Here is a 22,090-nt window from a genome sequence, read left to right on the forward strand (position 1 = left end):
TTAAAGGCGGCTTAGTTCTTCGTTTAGCATTGGTAAATCAAGTTTTTGTTCTTTTGCGCATTGTTTTGCAATGTCGTAACCAGCATCAGCATGGCGCATTACGCCTGTTGCTGGATCATTATGTAAAACACGAGCAATACGCTGTGAAGCGTCATCGGAGCCATCACAGCAAATCACCATTCCTGAGTGTTGAGAGAAGCCCATGCCAACTCCACCACCATGGTGAAGTGATACCCATGTTGCGCCGCCTGCAGTGTTAAGAAGGGCATTCAGTAGTGGCCAGTCTGACACAGCATCTGAACCGTCCATCATGCCTTCTGTCTCTCGGTTAGGGCTAGCAACAGAACCTGAATCTAAATGGTCACGACCAATCACAACCGGCGCCTTAAGTTCGCCATTCTTTACCATTTCATTGAAGGCTTGACCTAGGCGTTCCCGATCTTTTAGCCCAACCCAACAAATACGAGCCGGTAAACCTTGGAATTGAATTCGTTCACGGGCCATATCTAGCCAGTTATGTAAATGCGGATTATCTGGAATGAGTTCTTTTACTTTTTGGTCTGTTTTATAGATATCTTCAGGATCACCAGATAGCGCAGCCCAACGGAATGGTCCTACGCCTTCGCAAAATAAAGGTCGTATATACGCCGGTACGAAACCTGGGAAATCAAAGGCATTCTCGACGCCTTCTTCTAGAGCCATTTGGCGAATGTTATTACCGTAATCAACGGTTGCTGCGCCTTTATATTGAAGATCTAGCATGGCTTGGACTTGAATTGCCATAGACTGTTTCGCCGCTTTAACGACTTTAGCTTCATCGACTAAGCGCTCTTGTGCTGCTTTCTCCATTGTCCACCCCTGTGGCAGGTAGCCATTTAGTGGGTCATGAGCTGAAGTTTGGTCAGTGACGACATCGGGAGTGATATTTCGTTCTACAAGTTCAGGGAATACATCAGCAGCATTACCGAGAAGACCAACAGAGATTGGAGTGTCAGACTCAGTAATCATTGCCATTGCTTCATCTATACTAGTGGCTTTTTTATCTACATAGCCGGTACGAAGACGGTAGTCGATACGAGACTCATCACATTCAACTGCGATCATAGAAAAACCAGCCATTGTTGCAGCTAAAGGTTGAGCGCCACCCATACCACCAAGGCCACCTGTTAGTACCCACTTACCTTGAGCTTCACCTTGGAAGTGCTTTTTAGCAATCGCTACAAAGGTTTCATAAGTACCTTGGACAATTCCTTGAGAGCCAATGTATATCCAACTCCCGGCGGTCATTTGTCCGTACATCATCAAGCCTTCTTTATCTAGCTCGTTAAAATGCTCCCAATTTGCCCAGTGTGGAACAAGGTTTGAATTGGCAATGAGTACGCGCGGGGCATTTTTGTGTGTTGGGTAGACACCAACTGGTTTACCTGATTGAACCAACAGAGTTTGATCATCTTCTAGTCGTTCAAGTACCTCAACAATCTTGTCGTAGCATTTCCAATCACGAGCAGCGCGACCAATACCGCCGTATACCACAAGTGCATGTGGGTGCTCTGCTACATCTGGGTCTAAATTGTTCATTAACATACGCAGAGGCGCTTCGGTTAACCACGATTTTGCTCGTAGTTTTGTACCATGTGGTGCTCGGATTTCACGAGTTGTATCGAGGCGAGGGTCACTAGAGTGATGATCCGTCATTTGAAACTCCTTATTTTTCACGTATTGGATTATGTTGTTATTTTTATAAATGATGAATTAACGATGCATTAATGATCGTTTTATAAGTAATGAAACTTGTAGGTCTTATTAGCCTTAATGATTTTATCGATTTTATTGCTTGTTTTGCATGGCATTGACGATATCCCAACATAGACGAGCAGCTAAACGTGCGGTTTGCCCATCAATGTCGAAATTTGGATTGTATTCGGCGATATCAGCGATCAGGAGTTTTGATTTTTCCTGCAATATCCGAGTAAATAGGGGAGCGATGCTATCGTAACTGACCCCTCTAGCAGCTGGTGCGCTGACTCCCGGGGCTGTTGCCGCAGGAAACACATCTAAATCAATGGTTAGGTAGATAATGTCGCATTCACCAATGAAGCGTTCTAGCTCAGCTAAATGCTTAGTGGTATTAGAGTGTGATAATTCATTATCCTCTACATACCACACACCTAAGTCATCGGCTTTTTCGAATAATGCGGCAGTGTTGCTGGCTCGGCTTACTCCCAAGCACGCATAGTGAAATGGCCAGCCATGCTGCTGACAGAAATGCTGAATTTGGTTAAATGGAGTACCTGAGCTCGGCTTAACTTGAGCGATATCACTTTCAAAAGCTCTTAGGTCAAAATGAGCATCAAAGTTAATGATGCCAACCTTCGGTTGAGTCATTTCTTGCGAACTATGTTGAGTTAGAGGGCTATGTATACTCAGAGAAGCATGTTTATCAATAGGCTCCTGTTGATTAAGAATAAACTGAGCAAGACCTTGGAAGGAAGCCCAAGCAACTTCATGCCCACCACCGAGTGTAATGACTTTAGTTTTTTCAAGCGCATGGGCAATCACATTGGCACATTGCTCTTGGCTAGACTCAAGCTCATCTTCTTCACATTCTATGTCACCCAAATCAAAAATTGGCGAGTGTTGATGCCAAGCCATATTCGCTAAAGCTTGACGTATTAAATTAGGCGCTTGTTTTGCTCCAATTCTTCCTTTGTTTCTGGCTACTCCAGCATCGCTTGCAAAGCCAACAATAGAAACCGCCTCACTAGTCTGGCAGCTTTCATTCTTAGTAAGTTGAGATACACACGTGACCTTGGTTATGTGGTGAAGACGGGTACCTTTATCACCATCTTCTTCATCATGGCGACCTTGCCAAATGAAAGAGTGATTTGTTGAAGGTAAATCTATTTTTGCCAAATGCTTATGAATTGAATCAGTCATGACAAATCGCCCCATTAACAATACGTTGGAAGAGCCTTGGAACGCCTACTTGATAGCTTAAATCGGCAGGGTGTTCGATATCCCAAATCGAAATATCAGCCTCCATTCCTACTTCTAAACACCCTCTAGTTTGGGCGTGACCAATTGCTTGTGCTGCATGGCATGTGACTCCACGAAGTGCTTCTTCAGGGGTGAGACCAAATAAAGTGCAGCCCATATTCATCATCAAAGTCAGGTCGGCGAACGGGGACGTTCCAGGGTTAAAGTCAGTGGCGATCGCCATGGGAATATCTTTTTCACGGAGTAATTGAATTGGAGGTAGTTGAGTTTCACGCAAAAAGTAAAAAGCACCGGGTAGCAAAGTTGCAACGGTATTACTGTTTGCAAGCGCATTGACACCAACACTATCAAGATACTCAATATGGTCGACGGACAGTGCGTTATAGCTTGCTGCTAATGCACTACCACCTAAGTTAGAAAGCTGCTCAGTGTGTCCTTTAATGGCAAGACCATTGGCTTTAGCGGCACAAAAGACTTTTTCGGTTTGTTCTAAATTAAAGCCAATGGATTCACAAAAAACGTCGACTGAATCGGCAAGGTTTTCTTGAGCTGCCGTAGGAATGATTTCTTGGCAAACATAGTCGATATATTTATCGGGCTTGCCTGCATATTCAGGTGGTAGGGCATGAGCGGCAAGTAAAGTTGTGCTCACTTTAATACGCTTGTGATCTTCTAATGCCTTAGCAGCCCTAAGCATTTTGAGTTCATCATTAAGTGTCAGCCCATAACCAGATTTTACTTCAACGCTGGTGACACCACTTCGAATTAAACCTTCTAATCTCGGTAAGGCAAGTTCTATTAACTCACTCTCAGAGGCTTTTCGAGTTGCCTTTACGGTTGAAATAATACCGCCACCTTGTTTAGCAATAGTTTGATAAGGCACGCCGTTAAGACGCATTTCAAATTCATTTGCTCGATTGCCAGCAAAAACAAGATGCGTATGACAGTCAATTAAGCCAGGTGTAAGCACTCTATTTTGGCAATCAATCGTGGGATATTCAGCATAAAGGTTGGGAATTGATACATCTGCACGGCTAGAGATAGATTCAATTTTTCCAGAACTTATAACAAGAGTCATTGGTTGAGAAGGAAGGTATCCTTCAGCGCCTTTGGACATTGAAACTATGCGTGCATTTTTAAGTATCAAATTCATTTTTAACCTAAAGTATTTGGATTGTTTAAATGTATATACAAATAAATAGGTTAAAAACGAGTTTGGATCAAGTTGATGTTACGAATATGTGATCAATAAATAGAATGAAATGCTTTAATCGAACAATACTTTAGAGCTTAATTTGTATTTAGACCCCGGGTGATAGAGTAATGCAAAGCTAATTAAGCGATCTTTACTCCACGTTCTTCTGTTCAACAGTAAGCATGGCTCTGTACTGGATAACTGTAAGGATTCTTTAACCTTCGCATCCGGAATAATTGCCTCAACTGTATGTTCAATTGCCGTTAAAGGGCAAGTTTCTGAGAGATACTGATTGGGTGTTTTCTTGGAAAAATCTTGTGTTAAATAGTCGGGAACTGAATGGATGTTTACCCAGCGCACCTCTAGCTGTATAGGCTTATCATCAGCATAGTGAATTATTTCACTATAAAACACTTTGGAATTCAGCATGATGCCTAGGCGTGTTGCCGTAGTTTCATCAGCATGTGTCTGTGTCTGATTAATCACTGTATTTTTATATGCCTGACCGCGAGCCGCGACTTCTTGAGATATGTTATTAATGTCGAGAAGAGGGGACTCTGCTTTTTCCGACGGCGAGCAAACAAAAGTTCCTAATCTTGGTTTTCTTATCAATTTCCCTTCGCTAACTAAATCACGAATGGCTTTATTTACCGTCATCCTACTTACATTAAACTGCTCAGTAAGCTCTAGTTCGGTTGTGATTTTATGCCCAACAGGCCAGTGACCACTCTCAATTTTAGTGTCTATATAGGATTTGATTTGTAGGTATAACGGTTTATTTGTCATAAGTTAACGCCTAATTGACTATACAATTAGAGTAACTGATTCATTATTAATTACAATATTTTCACTGTTAATGTTACGCCTGCTCTTATAAATGTTGTAAATGACTTGCGAAGAGTGAATGAGTAAGGATATTTTGTAGCGAATAAAAGTGTTATGAAAAACATAGAATTAGAAAGGAAAAGTTATGCTTAACAAACTGAAAGCGTCATTGGGTATTGGTGCAGCGAAAGTAGACACTGTGTTAGACAGTATTGAAGTATTCCAAGGCGGTGAATTGTCTGGGACCGTTAATATTGTTGGTGGTGATGTAGAGCAGCAGATTGATGCGATTAACATCGTCCTTAATACTGAAGTAAAAGTGGAAACAGAAGACAGCACTAGCTATGAAAATTTTTCGCTTGGACGAATTCAAGCGGTAGACGCATTTGTTATTCAACCGGGTGAAACAAAGCAAGTTCCATTTAGAATGTTGCTTAATGATGAAACACCAGTAACTGCTCTAAATGCATCAAAGAATCAAAGCCATGTATGGGTAGAAACAACGTTAGACATTGATTTCGCGATTGATCCGAAAGATCGCGATTTTGTTGTCGTAAAACCTTTACCTGCTGTAGCGAAAATCATTCAAGCGATTGAAGCTTCTGGTATGTCGATGGTAAAAGCGGATGTTGAGAAAGGTTTCCTTAATGGCAATACTTTTGCTTCACGCTCTGGTTGTTATCAAGAAATCGAATTCCGTTCAGGTGGCTTCGTTAACACAAAAGAGATTGAGCTTTCGTTTATTGTGGAAGGGGCAGTGATTAACTGTCTTGCTGAAATTGATCGTTCAATGAGCTTCCGTGGTGATCAATATATTTCATTTAGCTTACCTGTTAACGCTTCAGACTCTGATATTCGCAATGCAGTTTCAAGAGTGCTTAGCGTTTAATCTTGTCATAGCTAGCTAAGAGGGCTGGCTCCAGCTCTCTCATTCTTTTATTCAGTCATTTCGAAATTGGTATCGATATCCTATTTGAAAAGCAATGTCTGTAGAGTTATCCATATTCACGACATTCTCTACAAACAACAACTCAATTGCCGAATTTTTCATTGTATATCGGTAACCCGCCAGTATTTCGTGCACAGCAAAAGATAGGTCAGAAATCCCATTTTCAGCGCCTTCATATAAGCGATATTCAAGGTGAAGCTCGTGATTTTCTATAAACTCAAACTGGTATCCTCCCGCCCAAGAAAACCTCAAAGTGTTATGTGGTAAGTCACCAATGGTTTGTGCCTCGTACTGATAAATGACCCCTACATTGGTGAAAAAATTATGGTCAGTCACTCTGAATTCATAGTTAAATTGAAGTGATTGCTCCAATTGGTGACCTTCAAATGCTCCATTCGCAACTCGGTTATAAAAAATTGACGAGCCTATAGATAATCCATGATGTTCAGCTGCTATAAGTTGGTACTGCGCGTAAAGGGTAAACGCACTACTTATCGTATCTCCTTCAAAGTCATCAACCCTGATGTTGTACTTTGGTACAGCAATATTGAACTGGTGATCATCGACTTTATCTCGACCATTGTGTTGGATACTAAAAAAGTCGTGGAACCCTTCAATTGGTCCATCTAAATAATTATTTGAGGCGTAGTTCCAACGATAATGAAGGTCTAGTTGGAATTGAGGCGTTGCTTGCCATTTTGTTCCGATAAAAAGTTGATTTTGATAGTAATCCGCTCGATATTCGCGCGTTTTTATCCAAATGCTGGCTGCTGTTAAAGCGGCATAAGCTTCTGTTGAACCATCTTCCATTGAGTAACCGGAACGCAGCTGGGGCGTTAGACTGTTGGTTTGAATAGGAGCTTGAGCATAGCTGAGCAATGGACCAAAATTTGGCGTCACATGTGGTTTTGGTTCTACATGATACTTTGGTTCTACATGAGATTTTGGTGCTATATGTAACTCTGAAGGCGGCTGTGCATCAACCGCAAAGCTTTGTTTTGTGTAAAAGAAGAACAGTGCCGCCAAGAGAATATAAGTGATGTGAAATGTCATTTTACGTATAGAAAGAATAACCAACTCGTAGTCCAACTCAACGACTTTTCTCATACTAGCCTCCATGCAAAGCATAATTACTAATACGAAAAGTCTAGTTAGATAAGTGATAGATATCTAATTAATTGCTTACACCGTTTGTTAATAGATTTATAAGTGAGATGAAAATAGAGAATTTATGGAAAGAAGAGTTGAGGTGTGGCTATGGGAAAAGTTTAACTGGTAGACAGCTTTCCAGAAGTGAAAAGCTATCTAATCCGTGTAGTGGTTGCCTACCAAAGTTAATTAGAAAGGACAATCTTAGGTGAAATAACGACAGGTTGCGCCAAAGTGAGAATCACTGGAGTCAGCGCTTTAGTTACATTAGTAAGGGTGTTGATGGTAGGGGCTAAGTTAATGCTTTTGATCGGTGAGGCAACCATCAAGTTTGAAGCATATCGTGTACTTGTACATCCAACAGTAGAGGTCAATGCGAGAGTTGCTAATAATAACTTACTAAAAATGTTCATGGTTTCTTCCTTTTACCTATGTAATTTATTCAAAGGAGAGAAAGTATTTAGAATGCATCTCCTCTGCCTGTGAGGTAACAATGCATTTGTATTTAATATAATAAAAGCTTAGGTATTCAAGTTTATAATGTTGAAACTTGAAGTCGCATATGGTGTTACTTAACGTTGATAGAACCAACAGTATCGAACATATCAAAATGCCATCGCCTCAAAGCAATCACAATCGAAGTCCCATTTCTGTCTTTCATATCTAGCTTAGAGTCGTCTTGGCACTCTTCATGGAAATCATCAATTAGCTTTTGCACTTTCTTCTGAAACTTCTGATTGGTATGGGGTGACATAAGCCCAGTTGCCATAACTAACTTTTCATCTTGGCGAGCAAAGTGACTATTAAAAAATTGAGGTAACACTTCTTTAAGGAAGAAAGTTTGAATTGGTCCACCTGCAATCCAGTCAAAAGTCGGCGAGAGTAATAATCGAATGCGGTTATCCGGCATTAACTCAATTATTCGAAGGCGATCAAGCTCTGCAAGTTTTTGGATTAGAACGTTTTTATTTACATCGTAGCGATCCATTATTTCATTGAACTTAAACCCATTGAGCACACAGACTGCAACCATGAGTAATAATTTATCGTTAACGATGTTTTGTTCTTGCTTGAAGGTGAGTGTTTGTAGCCCTGTTGTCGAGCGAGAAGCGAGCCTAAACAATTCTGCTAAATCAAACCTCATTAGCTCGCAAATTTTATTAAGCCTAGCCAAGCTAATATTACTGCCATCTGCCAGTAAGCGTTTTACTGAACCTTCACTTAAGTCCAATTGAACAGCAATGTCTTGATATTGAATTTCATGTAGCTTGAGCTGTTTCTTCAGTTCTTTAATGACAAATTGTGTACCCTGCATATCAACTCTATTTTTTATTAAAATTCATTAGTCTCATCAATAGAAAATAACAAGTAACTGAATAAAATAAAACTTTTGATGTGGATGACAAAGCAAAAGTTTGAGAAGCACTGCTAGTTTCTACCTTTAAAGTGAAAGCTGGATCAATGTTTAATGACCATAAATGCTTAAAGGGTAATATTCATTTAACGAAGCGAACAATGTTATTTATACTATTGTTACTTAAGGAAGCAGATAATTTGAGGACTCTAAAATGAAGCTTTTGGTTTTTATATTTGCTTTCGTATTACTACCTTTTGCTCAGGCTGAGCCTTTGCAAATAACTTTGGGAAATAATCAACAAGCACCGATCACATTGGAAATGAAAGATCTCCAAAGTATGCCCATGACTTCTTACACTACGAATCTACCTTGGCTAAAGGGTGAAGCTAAATTTACAGGTATCACTGTTTCTGATTTGTTCAACTCTTTGAATATTGAGCTTCCTGATGTCATTACAGTGCGTGGTTTGAATGATTACTCAGTTGATATACTGAAGTCAGATATTGAACAATATCAACCCATAATTGCATTTCTGAAAGATGGAAAAGAAATGCCTGTGAGATACAAAGGACCGTACTGGCTGATTTACTCTTTAAGCCAATTCCCTGAAATAAATATCGCTAGTTACCATGCTCAAATGGTATGGCAAATAGAGAAAATTGAACTGATAGGCGATGAATAATAAATTTAAAATAATTCAACCTTTCTTACGAATAGCAAAATTTCTTTTGTTGATAATTTCATGTGCGTTGTTATTTGCTGATCTTTCTTTAATGAGAGAGACTCGCAACCTAGCGAAATCTTACTCTGATCATCAGAACCAAGCGACATGGTTTTTATTCCAATTAACGAAAGAACTTTCGGAGTTAGTGGCTGAGTCTAACCATATTGGTGATGGTGATCAGCATATGAAAAAAGTCTGGTTAAAGTATGATTTAGCATGGAGTCGATTTGATTTAGTTTTAGACAGTAAGGAAGCGGATAATTTCCTTTCAAATAATCAAACCAAACTCTTCTTCTCACGTTTGTTTGAAGATTACAAAGCTCTTGAACCACTACTCAAGGAAGTAACTGACTTAGATGTTGAGAAAGGGGAAACCTTCAACAGAGCAGTCAATGAGCTGTATGTCAGTATGATTGATTTTGTAAATCGCAACTTTAGGGTGGCAAGTCCGCTTTATCAAGAGCAACAGCGAAAAGCAAACTATCTTGAATCATTACAATGGATATTCTTAATTGGCTTTGTTTTTTGTATTTGCCTGATTAGTGGCACTTTCTATTTGGAAGCTCGTCATCATAAATATATCGCCCTATCTGACTCATTAACTTCATTGGGTAATCGACTTGCTTTGTTTGAGGCGATAGATAAATTAAAACTAGAACAAGGTAAATTTACAGTTTATCTTCTTGATATGGATGGATTTAAGGCTATAAATGATAAATTTGGACATCAAGAAGGGGATAAAGTACTTGTCGCTTTTGCTAAGTATTTAAATGCTATAACCGTTCCTAACTGTGAAGCTTTCCGAATTGGTGGGGATGAGTTCGCTATTGTTCAAACCTTTAGTAACGCGACTTTAGAAAGTACCGTGGTTAATTACGTGCGTGCTCCTTCACAGGGAAATAACTATTTTAAACATAGTCAGCTTGCCGTCAGTGTCGGGGTGTCCCATTACCCAAATGATGCTGAAGATATTGATGATCTTTTAGGCATCGCTGATATGAAAATGTACGAGATGAAGTTTTCTAATAAGCAGGATAAACAGCAGCGAAAAAAACAGGTATGATACGTCAGTTTTTAAATCCTGAGTTGGGAAGGTCATGGCAAAGTTAACACTACAAGAGCAAATGCTAAAAGCTGGCTTAGTAAATGAAAAAAAATTAAAGAAAGCAAAGAAAGGCTCTAAAAAGTCTCGTGTACAAGCAAGAGAAGCAAAAGCTGCAGCTGAAGAAACAAAACTGACGCAGCAAGCGAAAGATAAAGAATTAAATCAGCAGCTAAAAGACAAGCAATTGAGCAAAGAAATTAAAGCTCAAGTGAAACAGCTGATCCAGCTAAACAAATTGGATCTTAAAAGCGGTGAGATCAAATATAACTTTACCGATGGCACGATCGTTAAATACCTTTATGTTGAAGAGTTGACTCGAAAGCAACTGAGCAGCGGTATCTTAAGTATTGCTCGTGAAGGTGAAGGCTATGTCGTTATCCCAACTGGTGTCGCAAACAAAATCGCGATGCGTGATGAAGAGTCAATAGTGGATACGCAGGTTACAGAAGAAGTGCTAGACGAAGATGATCCATATAAAGATTTCGTCATCCCTGATGATCTAATGTGGTAATGCCTTTCATTAGAAAGTTTTGAGATACTAAAGCATGTCATAAGCGTTTTAAGCAAAATCTTAGATAGTGCTAATAACATCTTAGACAGTGCTAATAACTTGAAACAAGCGTATTAAAAATGCAGTGACTATTGAATAAATAGCCGCTGCATTTTTGTATCTGGATTAATCGTTTTTCCAATAGTCATTTGGTCCTACTGGATGCACCTGTATCACTGGCGGTCTTTAAAGTAGTCTCGAACAAATTGAATGAACACTTTATGTTTTTGAGCCGGATATATCATCTGCGGGTGGAATAAATACACACTGTTATTCATTTCAATACACTCATTGGCAAGTACCAGTTCTAAGTCTCCTTTCATCACTTCTTTTTCTACGTAATAACTCGCGATACGAATAATGCCATTCCCAGCTAAGGCTTGCTGTTTGAGCAAATGGTTTTCGTTACTCGCCACCCAACCGGAAACGGTGATGTCTTCAGACAAAAGTGGCCATAGTTTTTGATGTAAAGTTGCTAAGCATTGGTGGTTGTGAAGATCAGATACTTGCTTCGGTATCCCAAACTCTTCTAGGTATGCTGGGGATGCCACTAAATCATGTTGGTATGAAATAAGTTTGGTTGCCACCATGTTCTCCGGTGGTGTATTAGTGGCTCTGAAAGCGATATCAATACCATCTTGATTGAGGTTGAACGTGGTGTAGCTGGAGTTGATTTCAAAACAAATGTCAGGATAGAGCTTCTTAAAACGCTGACAGATATCAAATAGAAAAACTTCAGCGAACATTTTAGTTGCGGTGAGTCTAAGCAAGCCACTGACTTTTTCATGTTCGTCAGACACACTGCGTTCTAGGTCAAGTACCTGGCTGCGAATTGTTAGCCCCTGAGCAAGCGCACGCTCGCCTTCTTGAGTTAGGCGAACACTGCGTGTTGTACGAACCACCAGCGGGCATTTTAATTCAGTTTCAAGCCTTTTTACTTGTTCAGATAAATAGCTTTTAGATATTCCCAATGTTTGAGCTGCTTTAGTGAAATTAAGCTGTTGAGCGAGTTCAACAAAAAGCATTAAGCGTTCTATCCGCTTGTGTTCATTCATCTTACTTCTCACCTTTCTTCGGCTAGTGTTTCTTAGTATCAAATTTGAAGTGCAAAACGTTAATAGCAGGCATGGCTTATTATTGTGTCTGTTCATTATAGCGAACAATCAATTCGTAACTAGCTTATTTAGTTTCTTATAAAGAACAATATGATATGAGCATAACTTTATGAATGAGAAACGATTATGAGCAAAACATCCATTTCAAGCCAAGCCATACCATTGTCTAATTATCTTCCGAACGTCAGTACTATTGCCTATGGATGCATGGGTTTAGGCGGAGGGTGGAATCAAAACCCAACCTCAAAAGAGGATGTTAAGCAAGCTAATGAAATTATTGAATTAGCACTAGAGTCAGGGATTAACTTGTTTGATCATGCTGATATTTATACGTTCACCAAAGCTGAGCAAGCATTCGGATCTGTACTTAAACAGACCCCTTCGCTACGTGACAACATGTTTATCCAATCAAAATGTGGTATTCGATTTGAAGGAGAAGGCAATGTAGGTCGTTATGACTTCTCATCAGATTGGGTGAGTGAGTCAGTTGATAGCATTTTGCAGCGTTTGAATACTGAGAAGTTAGATGTCCTTTTGCTGCATAGACCTGATCCATTGATGGATCTAGAAGAGCTTGCTAAAACAATGCAGTCGATACATAAGCAAGGAAAAGTCGACTACTTTGGTGTGTCGAATATGAATAGCCATCAAATCCAATTTCTGCAATCAGCACTTGAGTTACCCATTGTCGCGAATCAGATGGAGATGAGCTTAGCGAAATTAGATTGGTTAGATGAAGGGGTAATGGTGAATACCGAGGGTTATCACCAATCTGACTTCCCAACCGGAACGATTGAACATTGCCGTATGAATGGTATTCAACTGCAAGCATGGGGATGTTTGGCTCAAGGGCGTTTTTCTGAATCGGGTCATCATTCTGAACACGAAAATGTACGTAAAACGGCTCATTATGTAACGCAGCTTGCAGATCAATATGGCGTAACGAGTGAAGCAATTGTACTGGCGTTCTTGTTAAGACATCCCGCGAATATCCAGCCAATAATTGGCACTACCAATTTAGATAGAATCAAGGCTTCTTCACAGGCTACCCAAGTGCAGTTAAGCCGAGAAGAATGGTACAACCTTTACGTTTATTCTCGTGGGCAAGCGTTGCCATAGTGATGTTTGAAAGTTCATGGAAGAAAGCACATTGAAATAGGATTTATTTATGTTGAATTTAAACCTTGCACAAAACTTAGTGAATACTGCACTAGATATTGCCCAAAGTCGTAACCAATCAATCGCAGTGAGCATTTGTGATACTCATGGTGAGCTGATTAGTTTTTCTAAAATGGATGGTGTTAGCGTTCAAGCCGGATTATTGGCTCAGAACAAAGCTTATACATCGGCAAGAGATAGGCAGCCAAGTGGTAATCTCGGAGCTTGGGCAAAAGAAACAGGGAAGGACATGAGCTACTGGACGGATTCTAGAATTACTGGTTTTAAAGGCGGTATTCCTATTGAAAAGGGTGACCAGGTAATTGGAGCGATTGGTATCAGTGGCTTAAGTGAGCAAGAGGATGAAGAGCTTGCTAACGCTGTGATTGCTCGCTGCCTTTGATTGTTCTTAACTTTCTAGATAGAAGATAGAAGATAGAAGACAAAAGACAGAATGAGTCACTGATTGATAGTTGAAGTTCTATCTAATAAAAAAACCGACACTATTAGCGTCGGTTTTTTATGGACTAGATAGAAAGATAGATAGATAGATAGATAGATAGATAGATAGATAGATAGATAGATAGCGTCTAGCTAATCCTCTATATAAACCAATTAGAAAATAGGCAATTAAGCGTTCGCTTCTTCAAGCTTAGTTTCTGATTCTTTCTTACCAAGTATACGGCTTGTGATTGTTCCTGCAGTCATAGCTCCTGATACGTTAAGCGCGGTACGTGCCATATCGATAAGTGGCTCGATAGAGATAAGCAACGCCGCGATAGTCACAGGAAGCCCCATAGCAGGTAGTACGATAAGTGCTGCGAAAGTCGCGCCGCCACCGACACCAGCAATACCAAATGAGCTTACGGTAATAATTGCAATCAGAGATAGGATGAAGTTGATGTCCATTGGGTCAATACCCACAGTTGGAGCAACCATTACTGCTAGCATTGCAGGGTAAATACCCGCACAACCGTTCTGACCAATTGTTGCACCGAATGAAGCTGAAAGGTTTGCGATAGCTGGTGGCACGTTTAGTTTGGTAATTTGAGCTTCAACATTCAGTGGAATGGTTGCTGCAGAACTACGCGATGTGAAAGCGAACGTTAAAACCGGCCAGATTTTTTGGAAGTATTCCTTTGGGTTCACACCAACAAAAGAAACCAATACGCCGTGTACAACGAACATCAGCAGAATAGCCACGTAAGATGCGACGATGAAACCAAGCAAACTTAAGATATCTGAAGCACTTGAAGTTGCCACAACCTTAGCCATTAGTGCAGCAATGCCGTAAGGCGTTAATGCCATAATCATCTTAACTAAACGCATTACAATAGATTGAGCCGCTTCGACAAAAGTACGAATTGGTGATTCCAGTTCTTCTTTCTCTGCCATCACTTTACGTGCTGCAATACCTGTAAGCACACCAAAGATAACAACCGCAATGATTGACGTTGAGCGAGCGCCAGTTAAATCTGCAAATGGGTTGGTTGGAATGAAGCTAACCAGCATTTGAGGAATCGTTAAGTCAGATACTTTTCCGATGCGGCTTTCAAGTGCAGCAATACGGGCGGTTTCGCGTGACCCTTCAACAAGTCCTTCAGCTGAAAGCCCGAATGCTTGTGTCACGATAATGCCGACAATTGCAGAAATGGCAGTTGTTGCTAGTAAGATTGAAATAGTCAGACCTGAAATCTTACCTAATGATCCGCCTTTTTCTAACTTAACTACCGCAGCAATCATTGAAACAAGTACAAGCGGCATGATGACCATTTTAAGTAAACCGACGTAACCGCGGCCAACCACATTCACCCAGTCCAAAGTTTCTTTTATTACTGAGCTGCCTTCACCGAATATCAGCTGCAAGCCAAGACCAAAAGAGCTGCCAAAAACTAAACCAAGTAGTACTAATCGTGAAAGGGTGTTTTCTTTTTTCTGCTGTCCGTAGAGAAAGAACAGAATACCAATGAATACCGCTAAGGCTGCGATAGCTGGAAATGACATTTGACGTCCTTATGAATTACTTATTATCAATGAGCTGAATTATATATGGTCAGCGATACTGTTAGCTAAGATAGCGATCTGTAACAAAACGTAAAATAAGCAAAAGTAATTTAATAGAACGAATGGGAATATCTGATTTTGTTAGTGTTTATGCATTCACCAACCTGATGGTTAACTGAGCACATTAACGATATTTTGAGAGTAAATTAAGCATTTCCGTCGAATCACACATCTCAATTGGGTGGTGATTAATTTCAAATAATTTAAACAACATGGCTTGAGCAACATCGTATGCCGCGATTGGACGAAGGTTCTTAAATTTCCCCACCATGAAAGGTGAGAAGAGTGGCATCAATTTTTGAATAAACTGTTCATCGGTTCGGTTATGTTTTCTTTCTCCGACCAGAGGACCTGGTCTCATGAATAGTACTTGTTTAAATCCCATTCTCATCAAGTTCTGTTCCATGTTTCCTTTGCAACGTAAGTAATGAGAATACGATTGAGTTGAAGCGCCATAGCTAGACACAACGGCTACTCTTTCAACTCCAAGTAGTTTCATGGTTTGCGCGACTTCGCAGACTAACTCAACGTCAACTTTTCTCAATGCTTCTTTTGAACCTGCTTGTTTTAAGGTCGTCCCTAAACAGATCAGCCCAAGTCTTGGAGGAGGTAAAGCATCATCCCACTGGTTAATGTGTAAATCAGCATTAATGATATTGGTTAATTTACTTTGGTCGATTGAACTATCGAAAAGAGACGTGCGAGATAGCGCATAAACATGAGAAATAGCCGGCTCCATGACCAATAGCTTTAAAGCTTGACCTCCAATTAGCCCTGAAGCTCCTGCAATGATTACGGAAGTGTTGTCACCTGAGATGGTCATTAATTATCAATACCTTGTGTCATGTGTGAATTTGGACATGATGCGCTTGTCCAGTGTAGTGCTTTGTTTGAGAACAGTCTGTGATGTTTAAGTGTTTATTTTTATTGAATTATCATTAGTTAATAATAGATAGAGACTGGCATAGCGAGTAAACTAATTCGAGTTTAAGCTCGATTAATAATTATGTAGTTGAATACAGAGCTTTCTAATTAATGCTAAACATAGACCAAGGATGCGCTATGAACATCAAATTTGATACGCTTGCACCAACGCAAATTTATCACTTAATGACTCAAACTATTGTCCCTCGCCCTATTGCATGGGCTCTAACTGAATCCTCTCCAGAAAATTTTAATCTCGCGCCATTTTCTTATTTCACGCCTGTTTCAAGTAACCCACCATTACTGATGTTGTCTGTTGGGAAAAAGCCTAACGGTGACATTAAAGACACAACTCGAAATGTGCTAGAAACAGGAAAAATGGTGGTTCATATTGCGTCTGCTCATTCTTCAGAAGCGGTCACTGCCACAGCAGCAACGCTTGAACATGGCGAGTCGGAGGTTTCTACCAATGGTATTGAACTTGTCGATTTTGAAGGTTTCGACTTACCAAGGCTAAAAGAATGCAGTATTGCTTTTGGTTGTAGCTTGTTTGAAGTAAAGGAATTAGGAGCGACACCGCAGAGCCTTATTTTTGCTCAGGTTGAGTGTGTATACATCTCTGATGACGTTCTAGACCAAGATAGCGAAAGGTTAAAAGTTGACGCTTTGGCGCTTGATCCATTATCTCGATTAGGTGGTGGTGAATACGCGACTTTATCAAACGTGTTTTCTGTCGCTCGCCCCAAATAACGGTACATTAACTCATTATTACCGCCTAAGAATCCCAATAAATAGAACCTTTATGCTAAACACAAAATACTCGCAAGATATCCAAAATCATATTGACCAAAAAACGAAGCCATTAGGGGCGTTAGGTCAATTAGAACAAGTCGCACATCAATTGGCATTGATTCAAAGCCAAGGAAAAGAGCAAGCGGTTAAAGCCATTGAAATTAGAAAGCCGAGCCTAATTATCTTTGCTGGTGACCATGGTATTGCTGATGAAGGCGTGAGTATTGCACCAAGTGCAGTTACTCAGCAAATGGTTCTAAATTTCTTAAATGGCGGAGCAGCAATTAACTGTTTTTGCGCGGTAAATGACATTGATTTAACGGTTGTCGATACCGGAATCCTTTTACCCATAGAGAAAGCACACATAGAAAAAGCGCCTATAGAGCAAGAGCCTGTAGATCAAAAAACAGTAGAACAAGCGTTGGTACAGAAGGAAACTCCAATATTGGTCACTCAACGTTTAGGTACGCGCACCGCTAATTTTGCCAAAGAAGCGGCAATGTCAGATGAGCAAGTAGAACGTGGTTTGGTTTTAGGTGGTCAGATTGTTTCTAAAAAGGTGTCTCAAGGTTCTAATTTGATCATGTTTGGTGAAATGGGGATCGGGAATACCAGTAGTGCATCAGCCATTCTAGCGGCTTTATCAGGAAGTGAGGTTGAACACTGTGTTGGATTAGGTACAGGTATCAGCGATGAACAATTAGCGTTGAAAACTCAATTGGTATCAAAAGGTGTGGCGCGTTGTTTGGACTCGTTATCTTTATCCAATAACGAAAAACTGTCTCCGCATAAGGCATTGGTTGAAGTGGGCGGTTTCGAAATTGTACAAATGGTGGGAGCTTTTCTTTCAGCATATCAACATAAAACACCAGTCTTAGTTGATGGATTTATTGTTTCTGTCGCAGCTTATGTGGCAACGCTTATTGAGCCAAATTCTCGTGAACACATGATATTTGCACATCGTTCAGAAGAGTCTGGTCATAAAATTGTTTTACAGAAATTGAATGCTGAACCACTACTGGATCTTGGGCTACGCCTTGGTGAAGGGACTGGCGCAGCATTGGCTCTACCAATCATTAAAGCTTCTGCTCAGTTTTATAATCATATGGCGAGTTTTGAAAGTGCAGGAGTCACTGTTTAATGATCGATGTAAATACCCTGACATTAACGCAGCGCATTAAATATCAATGGGAGTTGTTTGCACTCGCGTTGAGTTTCTTCTCACGAATCCCAATTCCAGCAAGTACGCCATATTCAGAAGACAGAATGAACCGTGCTGGTCGGTATTTTTCTCTGGTTGGCTTATTACTTGGTGCATTGTGTGGTGTTTGTTATGCCTTGCTTGAACTGATATTCCCCGCAACTGTCAGTATTTTTCTCACTATGGTTTTTAGTTTAATGCTCACAGGCGCATTCCATGAAGATGGTCTAGCCGATATGGCTGATGGCATTGGTGGCGGTATGACGCTTGAACGCCGCTTAACCATAATGAAAGACAGCCGAATTGGCACTTATGGTGCATCTGCTCTTGTTATGGTTTTACTAGGCAAATGGTTACTGTTGAACGAGCTGGCTTCTATTACATCAATTTTCTGCATTTTGGTTGTTAGCTATGGGCTTAGCAGGGCGGTTGCGGCTTCTTTAATTTATGACATGCCTTATGTTAGTGACTTAGATACCAGTAAGAGTAAGCCATTGGCAAGCAAGCAAACTATTGGTGAGTTAGTGTTTCTAATGGTTATTGGCATTTTTCCGGCGCTTTGGTTTGGTCTTGAAGTCGCTTTAGTTCTCCTGGTTTTAGCCTTTATCTTTCGATACTTATTCAAAAAATGGTTGTTAGCACGTTTAGGTGGATTTACTGGTGATTGCTTGGGCGCAGGGCAGCAGTTGATGGAGTTACTGATCTATCTCTTTTTCATTGCGGCGTTTAACTAAATGGATTCACAAATGAACAACCATCACCTTATTCTTGGTGGAGCAAGGTCTGGAAAGTCAGGCTTTGCAGAGCAAAAAGCGATTGAACTTGCGAACAGTTCAAATGACCTGAGGCTTAACTATGTTGCAACGGCTATTTGCTTTGATGACGAAATGAAAGAGCGAATAGCGCACCACCAACAAAGAAGAAATAAGCGTTGGATTGAACATGAAGAACCTATAGCTTTAGAAGCCTTGTTCAGTGGCTTTGGTCGTTATGATGTTGTGCTGGTGGACTGCTTAACATTGTGGCTGAACAATGTCATTTATGACCTAGGTGAAGAAGCTACGAATGAACAAGTTGAATTGGAAATTGAACGCCTTGTTTCAAGTGTTAACCAATCCAATGCTCAATTTATCATGGTTTCAAATGAAGTAGGCTTAGGCATTGTGCCAATGGGAAAGGTCTCACGTTTGTTTGTTGATAATGCAGGTAGAATGAACCAAGCTCTTGCAAGAGTCGTAGGTAATGTCACTTTTATTGCCGCTGGTTTACCGATGAAGTTAAAGTCTTGAAATTAATTAACTTGGCGATATTGGCTTGAAATTACTAAAGTGAAACCATCAGTTAGGCGGTAGTCGTGATGGAAAAATACAGCTGAGCAAGGTCAAAAAATAAGACAGAATGTTGAAGACGAAGAATATTTATTTAGTAAGGCACGGTAAGGTGGAAGGGAAACCTGCACTGAATGGCTCTGCCGACGTGTTGGTTGCTACTGAAACACAACAACAAATCAAACGAGCATTACAAGCTTACCCTGTCGAGTTTGATCACGTTATTACTTCTCCATTAAAGCGTTGCTGCGATGTGGCGACTCTATATTCGAAAGAGTCAAATGTAAGCATGTTCAGCGACCCTAGATTTCAAGAAATGAACTTTGGCGACGTAGACGGTATTCCTTTTGATGATTTAACTCATCAATGGAATGAACTCGAACAGTTTTGGCAAGATCCGGCAAACCATGCGCTATCTGGTGCGGAAAGTTTACACTCATTTAGAGAACGGGTTCTTAGCGGTTGGTCGCACGTTTTAGAAAGCTCAGGTGACAATATATTACTCGTTACGCATGGTGGCGTCATTCGAGCGTTATTGGCTCATGCACTGAATATTGATTGGAAAAACCCCAGTTGGTATTCAAATTTATCGATTGCTAATGCATCGATAACTCATATTAAAATTACTCACGCAGACCAAGATTTTATTAGCGTGAAATCTATTGGTTTAGCGCTTCTTTAGGCGTTTAGCTCGTTTCGCATACTTTCACTGCGATGAGGTGTGTTTTTGATTGAATCGCATTTTGATTGAAACATAGTCTCGGTTGAACGTTATTAGCACAGATTAAACGTTGTTAATATAACTACAACGGTAAAAAGGAATTATCAAATGACAGCTCCTAGTTGGGACTTAACGATCGCTTATCGTGATTTAGACGATGCAAAAATTGAACAAGACATTGAACTGATTCAGCAATGCATAGAGCTTATGTACCTGCATGTCGACAAGCGAGATACGGTTATCGCAATGCAAAATGCCATTCAAACTTCAGAAGCAGCAGGCACATTGCTAAGCACCATTAACACATTTGCTAATTGTTACGCATCGGTAGACGCTACTCATACTGAAGCTAAAGCTTTGCTCGGCCGTGTTGCTAAATTGAATTCAGAAATGTCTCAAGCTTTCAGTCCATACGAGGACACGTTAATTCACGCTCAGCCAGAATTTATTAGCGATGTATTGGACCACGACAGCCCAGATGTAGCGGGGCAGTCATTCTTAATTGAAAGCAGCCGTAAATTAGCGGATAGCCGATTAAGTGTGGTTGAAGAGCAACTATTGTCCGCTATGGAAGTAGATGGTCGTGATGCCTGGGGACGCTTATACAATAACTTAACCGGTTCGCTAAAATTGTCACTGAAACTGGATGGAGAAGACGAGGTTCTTGGCTTCTCACAAGCAGCAAGCCTTCTTTATGGCAGTGAGTTTGATAAACAAGAAAGTGCATGGCGAGCAATACAAGGTGCGATGCAAACGCATCAAGAATCTTTTGCCTCAATCTTAAATGCTTTAGCTGGCTGGAGACTAACGGAAAATAAAAAACGTTCAAATTTAAAAGACGTTCACTTTTTAGCGCCAAGCTTACACGGCAGCCGTATCGTCCCTGAAACGCTAGATAGCATGATGACAGTTGCCAAGGCAAACCGTGGCGTAGGGCAAAAAGCCGGAAAGCTAATGGCACAAGTGCATGGTTTAGATGAAATGAAACCGTGGAATCACTTAGCTGCAATGCCGCCATTAGGAGATGCAGAAGCAAAAGTTTACCCATTTGAGGAAGCGATTGAGCTGATCAAAACGGCATTTGCGGAAGTCGATGAAGAAATGGCGCAATTCGTACAGCTTATGGTGGATAACGGCTGGGTTGAAGCTGCGCCAGCTTCGAACAAGCGCTTAGGTGCCTATTGCACTAAATTTGCTGCAACGCGTACACCCCTTGTCTTCATGACTTGGAGTGGCAGCCGTTCTGACTTGATGACATTAGCGCATGAACTAGGTCATGCATTCCATAATTGGGTTATGCGTGATATGCCACTTTGCCAAACACGCTACCCAATGACACTCGCGGAAACCGCGTCAATCTTTGCTGAAAATATTGTGCGTGATTATTTGCTAAAACAAGCGAAAACGAAAAATGAAAAACTAGAAATGCTGTGGGAAGAACTTTCTTCTTCATTAGCGTTAATGGTGAATATTCCAGTTCGATTTGAATTTGAGAAAGCCTTCTACGAACAGCGTGAAAAGGGTGAGCTTACCGCAGAGCAGCTTTGTTCTTTGATGGAAACAACGTGGAAAGATTGGTATGGCGAAGCAATGACAGAAGCTGATACTTACTTCTGGGCAAGTAAGCTGCACTTTAGTATTTCAGGCGTGAGCTTTTATAACTACCCATACTTATTCGGCTACTTATTTAGTAAAGGTGTGTATGCGCAAAGAGAAGCCAAAGGCGATCAGTTCTATGGTGATTACGTGTCGTTACTTCGCGATACTGGCAGCATGATGGCAGAAGACGTGGTTGAAAAGCACTTAGGAATGGACCTTACTCAAGGTGATTTTTGGCAACAGAGTATCGATATGGTTAAAAATCAAATCGATGAATTCGAAAGCCTACTCAACCAGCCCGATTAATTGATCTCAGTCGGTTCATCTATACCGAGAG

The 22,090-nt window shown here is 40.5% G+C and carries 22 protein-coding genes; 12 read left to right on the plus strand and 10 right to left on the minus strand.

Going from position 1 to position 22,090, the window contains the following annotated elements; translation table 11 throughout:
* The 4 genes from hutU to hutC all read right to left on the minus strand — a co-directional run bounded on the left by hutU (nt 1) and on the right by hutC (nt 4,978).
* A complete protein-coding gene (gene hutU, locus F0226_RS14175; RefSeq protein ID WP_171736250.1) occupies nt 1-1,695 on the minus strand; it encodes a urocanate hydratase in 1,695 nt (564 codons plus the stop codon).
* A gap of 132 nt (nt 1,696-1,827) precedes the next feature.
* Entirely contained in the window at nt 1,828-2,937 is a 1,110-nt protein-coding gene (gene hutG / locus F0226_RS14180; protein ID WP_171736251.1) for a formimidoylglutamase, read from the minus strand.
* On the minus strand, nt 2,930-4,150 hold the full coding sequence (gene hutI, locus F0226_RS14185) for an imidazolonepropionase (RefSeq protein WP_171736252.1): 1,221 nt from the start codon (nt 4,148-4,150) through the stop codon (nt 2,930-2,932). The genes hutG and hutI overlap by 8 nt, the downstream gene beginning before the upstream one ends.
* 114 nt (nt 4,151-4,264) lie before the next feature.
* Complete coding sequence (gene hutC / locus F0226_RS14190) at nt 4,265-4,978, minus strand: histidine utilization repressor (protein WP_171736253.1); 714 nt, start codon at nt 4,976-4,978, stop codon at nt 4,265-4,267.
* Between the two features lie 184 nt (nt 4,979-5,162).
* On the opposite strand from hutC, the gene F0226_RS14195 reads away from it, so the two are divergent.
* Complete coding sequence (locus F0226_RS14195) at nt 5,163-5,906, plus strand: sporulation protein (protein ID WP_171736254.1); 744 nt, start codon at nt 5,163-5,165, stop codon at nt 5,904-5,906.
* 51 nt (nt 5,907-5,957) lie between these two features.
* Here the strand turns inward: F0226_RS14195 and F0226_RS14200 are convergent, their stop codons facing one another.
* The 3 genes from F0226_RS14200 to F0226_RS14210 all read right to left on the minus strand — a co-directional run bounded on the left by F0226_RS14200 (nt 5,958) and on the right by F0226_RS14210 (nt 8,430).
* The gene (locus F0226_RS14200) at nt 5,958-7,073 is read right to left on the minus strand and encodes a DUF3187 family protein (protein ID WP_253820832.1); all 1,116 of its coding nucleotides are present in this window, start codon (nt 7,071-7,073) and stop codon (nt 5,958-5,960) included.
* A gap of 227 nt (nt 7,074-7,300) precedes the next feature.
* Nucleotides 7,301-7,528 (minus strand): hypothetical protein, encoded by a 228-nt coding sequence (locus F0226_RS14205; RefSeq protein ID WP_171736255.1) that lies wholly within the window; start codon nt 7,526-7,528, stop codon nt 7,301-7,303.
* 155 nt (nt 7,529-7,683) lie between these two features.
* A complete protein-coding gene (locus F0226_RS14210; RefSeq protein WP_171736256.1) occupies nt 7,684-8,430 on the minus strand; it encodes a helix-turn-helix transcriptional regulator in 747 nt (248 codons plus the stop codon).
* 253 nt (nt 8,431-8,683) lie between these two features.
* Here F0226_RS14210 and F0226_RS14215 point away from each other — a divergent pair, with 253 nt between their 5' ends.
* From F0226_RS14215 to F0226_RS14225, 3 genes are read left to right on the plus strand one after another with little or no spacing between them, the layout of a single operon-like run.
* Nucleotides 8,684-9,154, plus strand: a complete 471-nt coding sequence (locus tag F0226_RS14215) for an oxidoreductase (protein WP_171736257.1) — start codon at nt 8,684-8,686, stop codon at nt 9,152-9,154.
* On the plus strand, nt 9,147-10,259 hold the full coding sequence (locus F0226_RS14220) for a GGDEF domain-containing protein (RefSeq protein ID WP_171736258.1): 1,113 nt from the start codon (nt 9,147-9,149) through the stop codon (nt 10,257-10,259). The genes F0226_RS14215 and F0226_RS14220 overlap by 8 nt, the downstream gene beginning before the upstream one ends.
* A gap of 34 nt (nt 10,260-10,293) precedes the next feature.
* Entirely contained in the window at nt 10,294-10,812 is a 519-nt protein-coding gene (locus F0226_RS14225; protein ID WP_171736259.1) for a DUF2058 domain-containing protein, read from the plus strand.
* A 212-nt stretch (nt 10,813-11,024) separates the two neighbouring features.
* On the opposite strand, the gene F0226_RS14230 is transcribed toward F0226_RS14225, so the two are convergent.
* Nucleotides 11,025-11,906: a LysR family transcriptional regulator gene (locus F0226_RS14230; protein ID WP_171736260.1), complete on the minus strand. Its 882-nt coding sequence runs from the start codon at nt 11,904-11,906 to the stop codon at nt 11,025-11,027.
* A 186-nt stretch (nt 11,907-12,092) separates the two neighbouring features.
* Here F0226_RS14230 and F0226_RS14235 point away from each other — a divergent pair, with 186 nt between their 5' ends.
* Both F0226_RS14235 and F0226_RS14240 read left to right on the plus strand, forming a co-directional pair.
* Nucleotides 12,093-13,085 carry an aldo/keto reductase gene (locus tag F0226_RS14235; RefSeq protein WP_171736261.1) on the plus strand — a complete coding sequence of 331 codons (993 nt, stop codon included), beginning with the start codon at nt 12,093-12,095 and terminating at the stop codon, nt 13,083-13,085.
* 49 nt (nt 13,086-13,134) lie between these two features.
* Nucleotides 13,135-13,527, plus strand: coding sequence for a heme-binding protein (locus tag F0226_RS14240; RefSeq protein WP_171736262.1), 393 nt, complete (start codon nt 13,135-13,137; stop codon nt 13,525-13,527).
* A 227-nt stretch (nt 13,528-13,754) separates the two neighbouring features.
* Here F0226_RS14240 and F0226_RS14245 read toward each other — a convergent pair whose 3' ends face one another.
* Complete coding sequence (locus F0226_RS14245; RefSeq protein ID WP_171736263.1) at nt 13,755-15,128, minus strand: L-cystine transporter; 1,374 nt, start codon at nt 15,126-15,128, stop codon at nt 13,755-13,757.
* 184 nt (nt 15,129-15,312) lie between these two features.
* Nucleotides 15,313-16,011, minus strand: coding sequence for an NAD-dependent epimerase/dehydratase family protein (locus F0226_RS14250; protein ID WP_171736264.1), 699 nt, complete (start codon nt 16,009-16,011; stop codon nt 15,313-15,315).
* Nucleotides 16,012-16,250: 239 nt separating this feature from the next.
* Here F0226_RS14250 and F0226_RS14255 point away from each other — a divergent pair, with 239 nt between their 5' ends.
* The 6 genes from F0226_RS14255 (at nt 16,251) to F0226_RS14280 (ending at nt 22,059) form a co-directional block, all read left to right on the plus strand.
* Nucleotides 16,251-16,862 (plus strand): flavin reductase family protein, encoded by a 612-nt coding sequence (locus tag F0226_RS14255; RefSeq protein ID WP_171736265.1) that lies wholly within the window; start codon nt 16,251-16,253, stop codon nt 16,860-16,862.
* Between the two features lie 52 nt (nt 16,863-16,914).
* On the plus strand, nt 16,915-18,045 hold the full coding sequence (cobT, locus tag F0226_RS14260) for a nicotinate-nucleotide--dimethylbenzimidazole phosphoribosyltransferase (RefSeq protein WP_171736266.1): 1,131 nt from the start codon (nt 16,915-16,917) through the stop codon (nt 18,043-18,045).
* A complete protein-coding gene (locus F0226_RS14265; protein ID WP_171736267.1) occupies nt 18,045-18,839 on the plus strand; it encodes an adenosylcobinamide-GDP ribazoletransferase in 795 nt (264 codons plus the stop codon). Before cobT ends, F0226_RS14265 begins: the two co-directional genes overlap by 1 nt.
* 12 nt (nt 18,840-18,851) lie before the next feature.
* Nucleotides 18,852-19,394, plus strand: coding sequence for a bifunctional adenosylcobinamide kinase/adenosylcobinamide-phosphate guanylyltransferase (gene cobU, locus F0226_RS14270; RefSeq protein WP_253820833.1), 543 nt, complete (start codon nt 18,852-18,854; stop codon nt 19,392-19,394).
* A gap of 109 nt (nt 19,395-19,503) precedes the next feature.
* Entirely contained in the window at nt 19,504-20,115 is a 612-nt protein-coding gene (locus F0226_RS14275) for a histidine phosphatase family protein (protein WP_171736269.1), read from the plus strand.
* A 147-nt stretch (nt 20,116-20,262) separates the two neighbouring features.
* Nucleotides 20,263-22,059 (plus strand): M3 family oligoendopeptidase, encoded by a 1,797-nt coding sequence (locus tag F0226_RS14280; protein ID WP_171736270.1) that lies wholly within the window; start codon nt 20,263-20,265, stop codon nt 22,057-22,059.
* The last annotated feature ends 31 nt before the right edge of the window (nt 22,060-22,090 follow it).

It is taken from the genome of Vibrio sp. 99-70-13A1 (assembly GCF_013114625.1).
In the GTDB taxonomy this organism is placed as follows: domain Bacteria; phylum Pseudomonadota; class Gammaproteobacteria; order Enterobacterales; family Vibrionaceae; genus Vibrio.

Coding starts and splice junctions, on each gene's coding strand:
- hutU (WP_171736250.1), bottom strand. CDS start 1,695: ATGACGGATCATCACTCTAGTGACCCTCGCCTCGATACAACTCGTGAA.
- hutG (WP_171736251.1), bottom strand. CDS start 2,937: ATGACTGATTCAATTCATAAGCATTTGGCAAAAATAGATTTACCTTCA.
- hutI (WP_171736252.1), bottom strand. CDS start 4,150: ATGAATTTGATACTTAAAAATGCACGCATAGTTTCAATGTCCAAAGGC.
- hutC (WP_171736253.1), bottom strand. CDS start 4,978: ATGACAAATAAACCGTTATACCTACAAATCAAATCCTATATAGACACT.
- F0226_RS14195 (WP_171736254.1), top strand. CDS start 5,163: ATGCTTAACAAACTGAAAGCGTCATTGGGTATTGGTGCAGCGAAAGTA.
- F0226_RS14200 (WP_253820832.1), bottom strand. CDS start 7,073: ATGAGAAAAGTCGTTGAGTTGGACTACGAGTTGGTTATTCTTTCTATA.
- F0226_RS14205 (WP_171736255.1), bottom strand. CDS start 7,528: ATGAACATTTTTAGTAAGTTATTATTAGCAACTCTCGCATTGACCTCT.
- F0226_RS14210 (WP_171736256.1), bottom strand. CDS start 8,430: ATGCAGGGTACACAATTTGTCATTAAAGAACTGAAGAAACAGCTCAAG.
- F0226_RS14215 (WP_171736257.1), top strand. CDS start 8,684: ATGAAGCTTTTGGTTTTTATATTTGCTTTCGTATTACTACCTTTTGCT.
- F0226_RS14220 (WP_171736258.1), top strand. CDS start 9,147: ATGAATAATAAATTTAAAATAATTCAACCTTTCTTACGAATAGCAAAA.
- F0226_RS14225 (WP_171736259.1), top strand. CDS start 10,294: ATGGCAAAGTTAACACTACAAGAGCAAATGCTAAAAGCTGGCTTAGTA.
- F0226_RS14230 (WP_171736260.1), bottom strand. CDS start 11,906: ATGAATGAACACAAGCGGATAGAACGCTTAATGCTTTTTGTTGAACTC.
- F0226_RS14235 (WP_171736261.1), top strand. CDS start 12,093: ATGAGCAAAACATCCATTTCAAGCCAAGCCATACCATTGTCTAATTAT.
- F0226_RS14240 (WP_171736262.1), top strand. CDS start 13,135: ATGTTGAATTTAAACCTTGCACAAAACTTAGTGAATACTGCACTAGAT.
- F0226_RS14245 (WP_171736263.1), bottom strand. CDS start 15,128: ATGTCATTTCCAGCTATCGCAGCCTTAGCGGTATTCATTGGTATTCTG.
- F0226_RS14250 (WP_171736264.1), bottom strand. CDS start 16,011: ATGACCATCTCAGGTGACAACACTTCCGTAATCATTGCAGGAGCTTCA.
- F0226_RS14255 (WP_171736265.1), top strand. CDS start 16,251: ATGAACATCAAATTTGATACGCTTGCACCAACGCAAATTTATCACTTA.
- cobT (WP_171736266.1), top strand. CDS start 16,915: ATGCTAAACACAAAATACTCGCAAGATATCCAAAATCATATTGACCAA.
- F0226_RS14265 (WP_171736267.1), top strand. CDS start 18,045: ATGATCGATGTAAATACCCTGACATTAACGCAGCGCATTAAATATCAA.
- cobU (WP_253820833.1), top strand. CDS start 18,852: ATGAACAACCATCACCTTATTCTTGGTGGAGCAAGGTCTGGAAAGTCA.
- F0226_RS14275 (WP_171736269.1), top strand. CDS start 19,504: ATGTTGAAGACGAAGAATATTTATTTAGTAAGGCACGGTAAGGTGGAA.
- F0226_RS14280 (WP_171736270.1), top strand. CDS start 20,263: ATGACAGCTCCTAGTTGGGACTTAACGATCGCTTATCGTGATTTAGAC.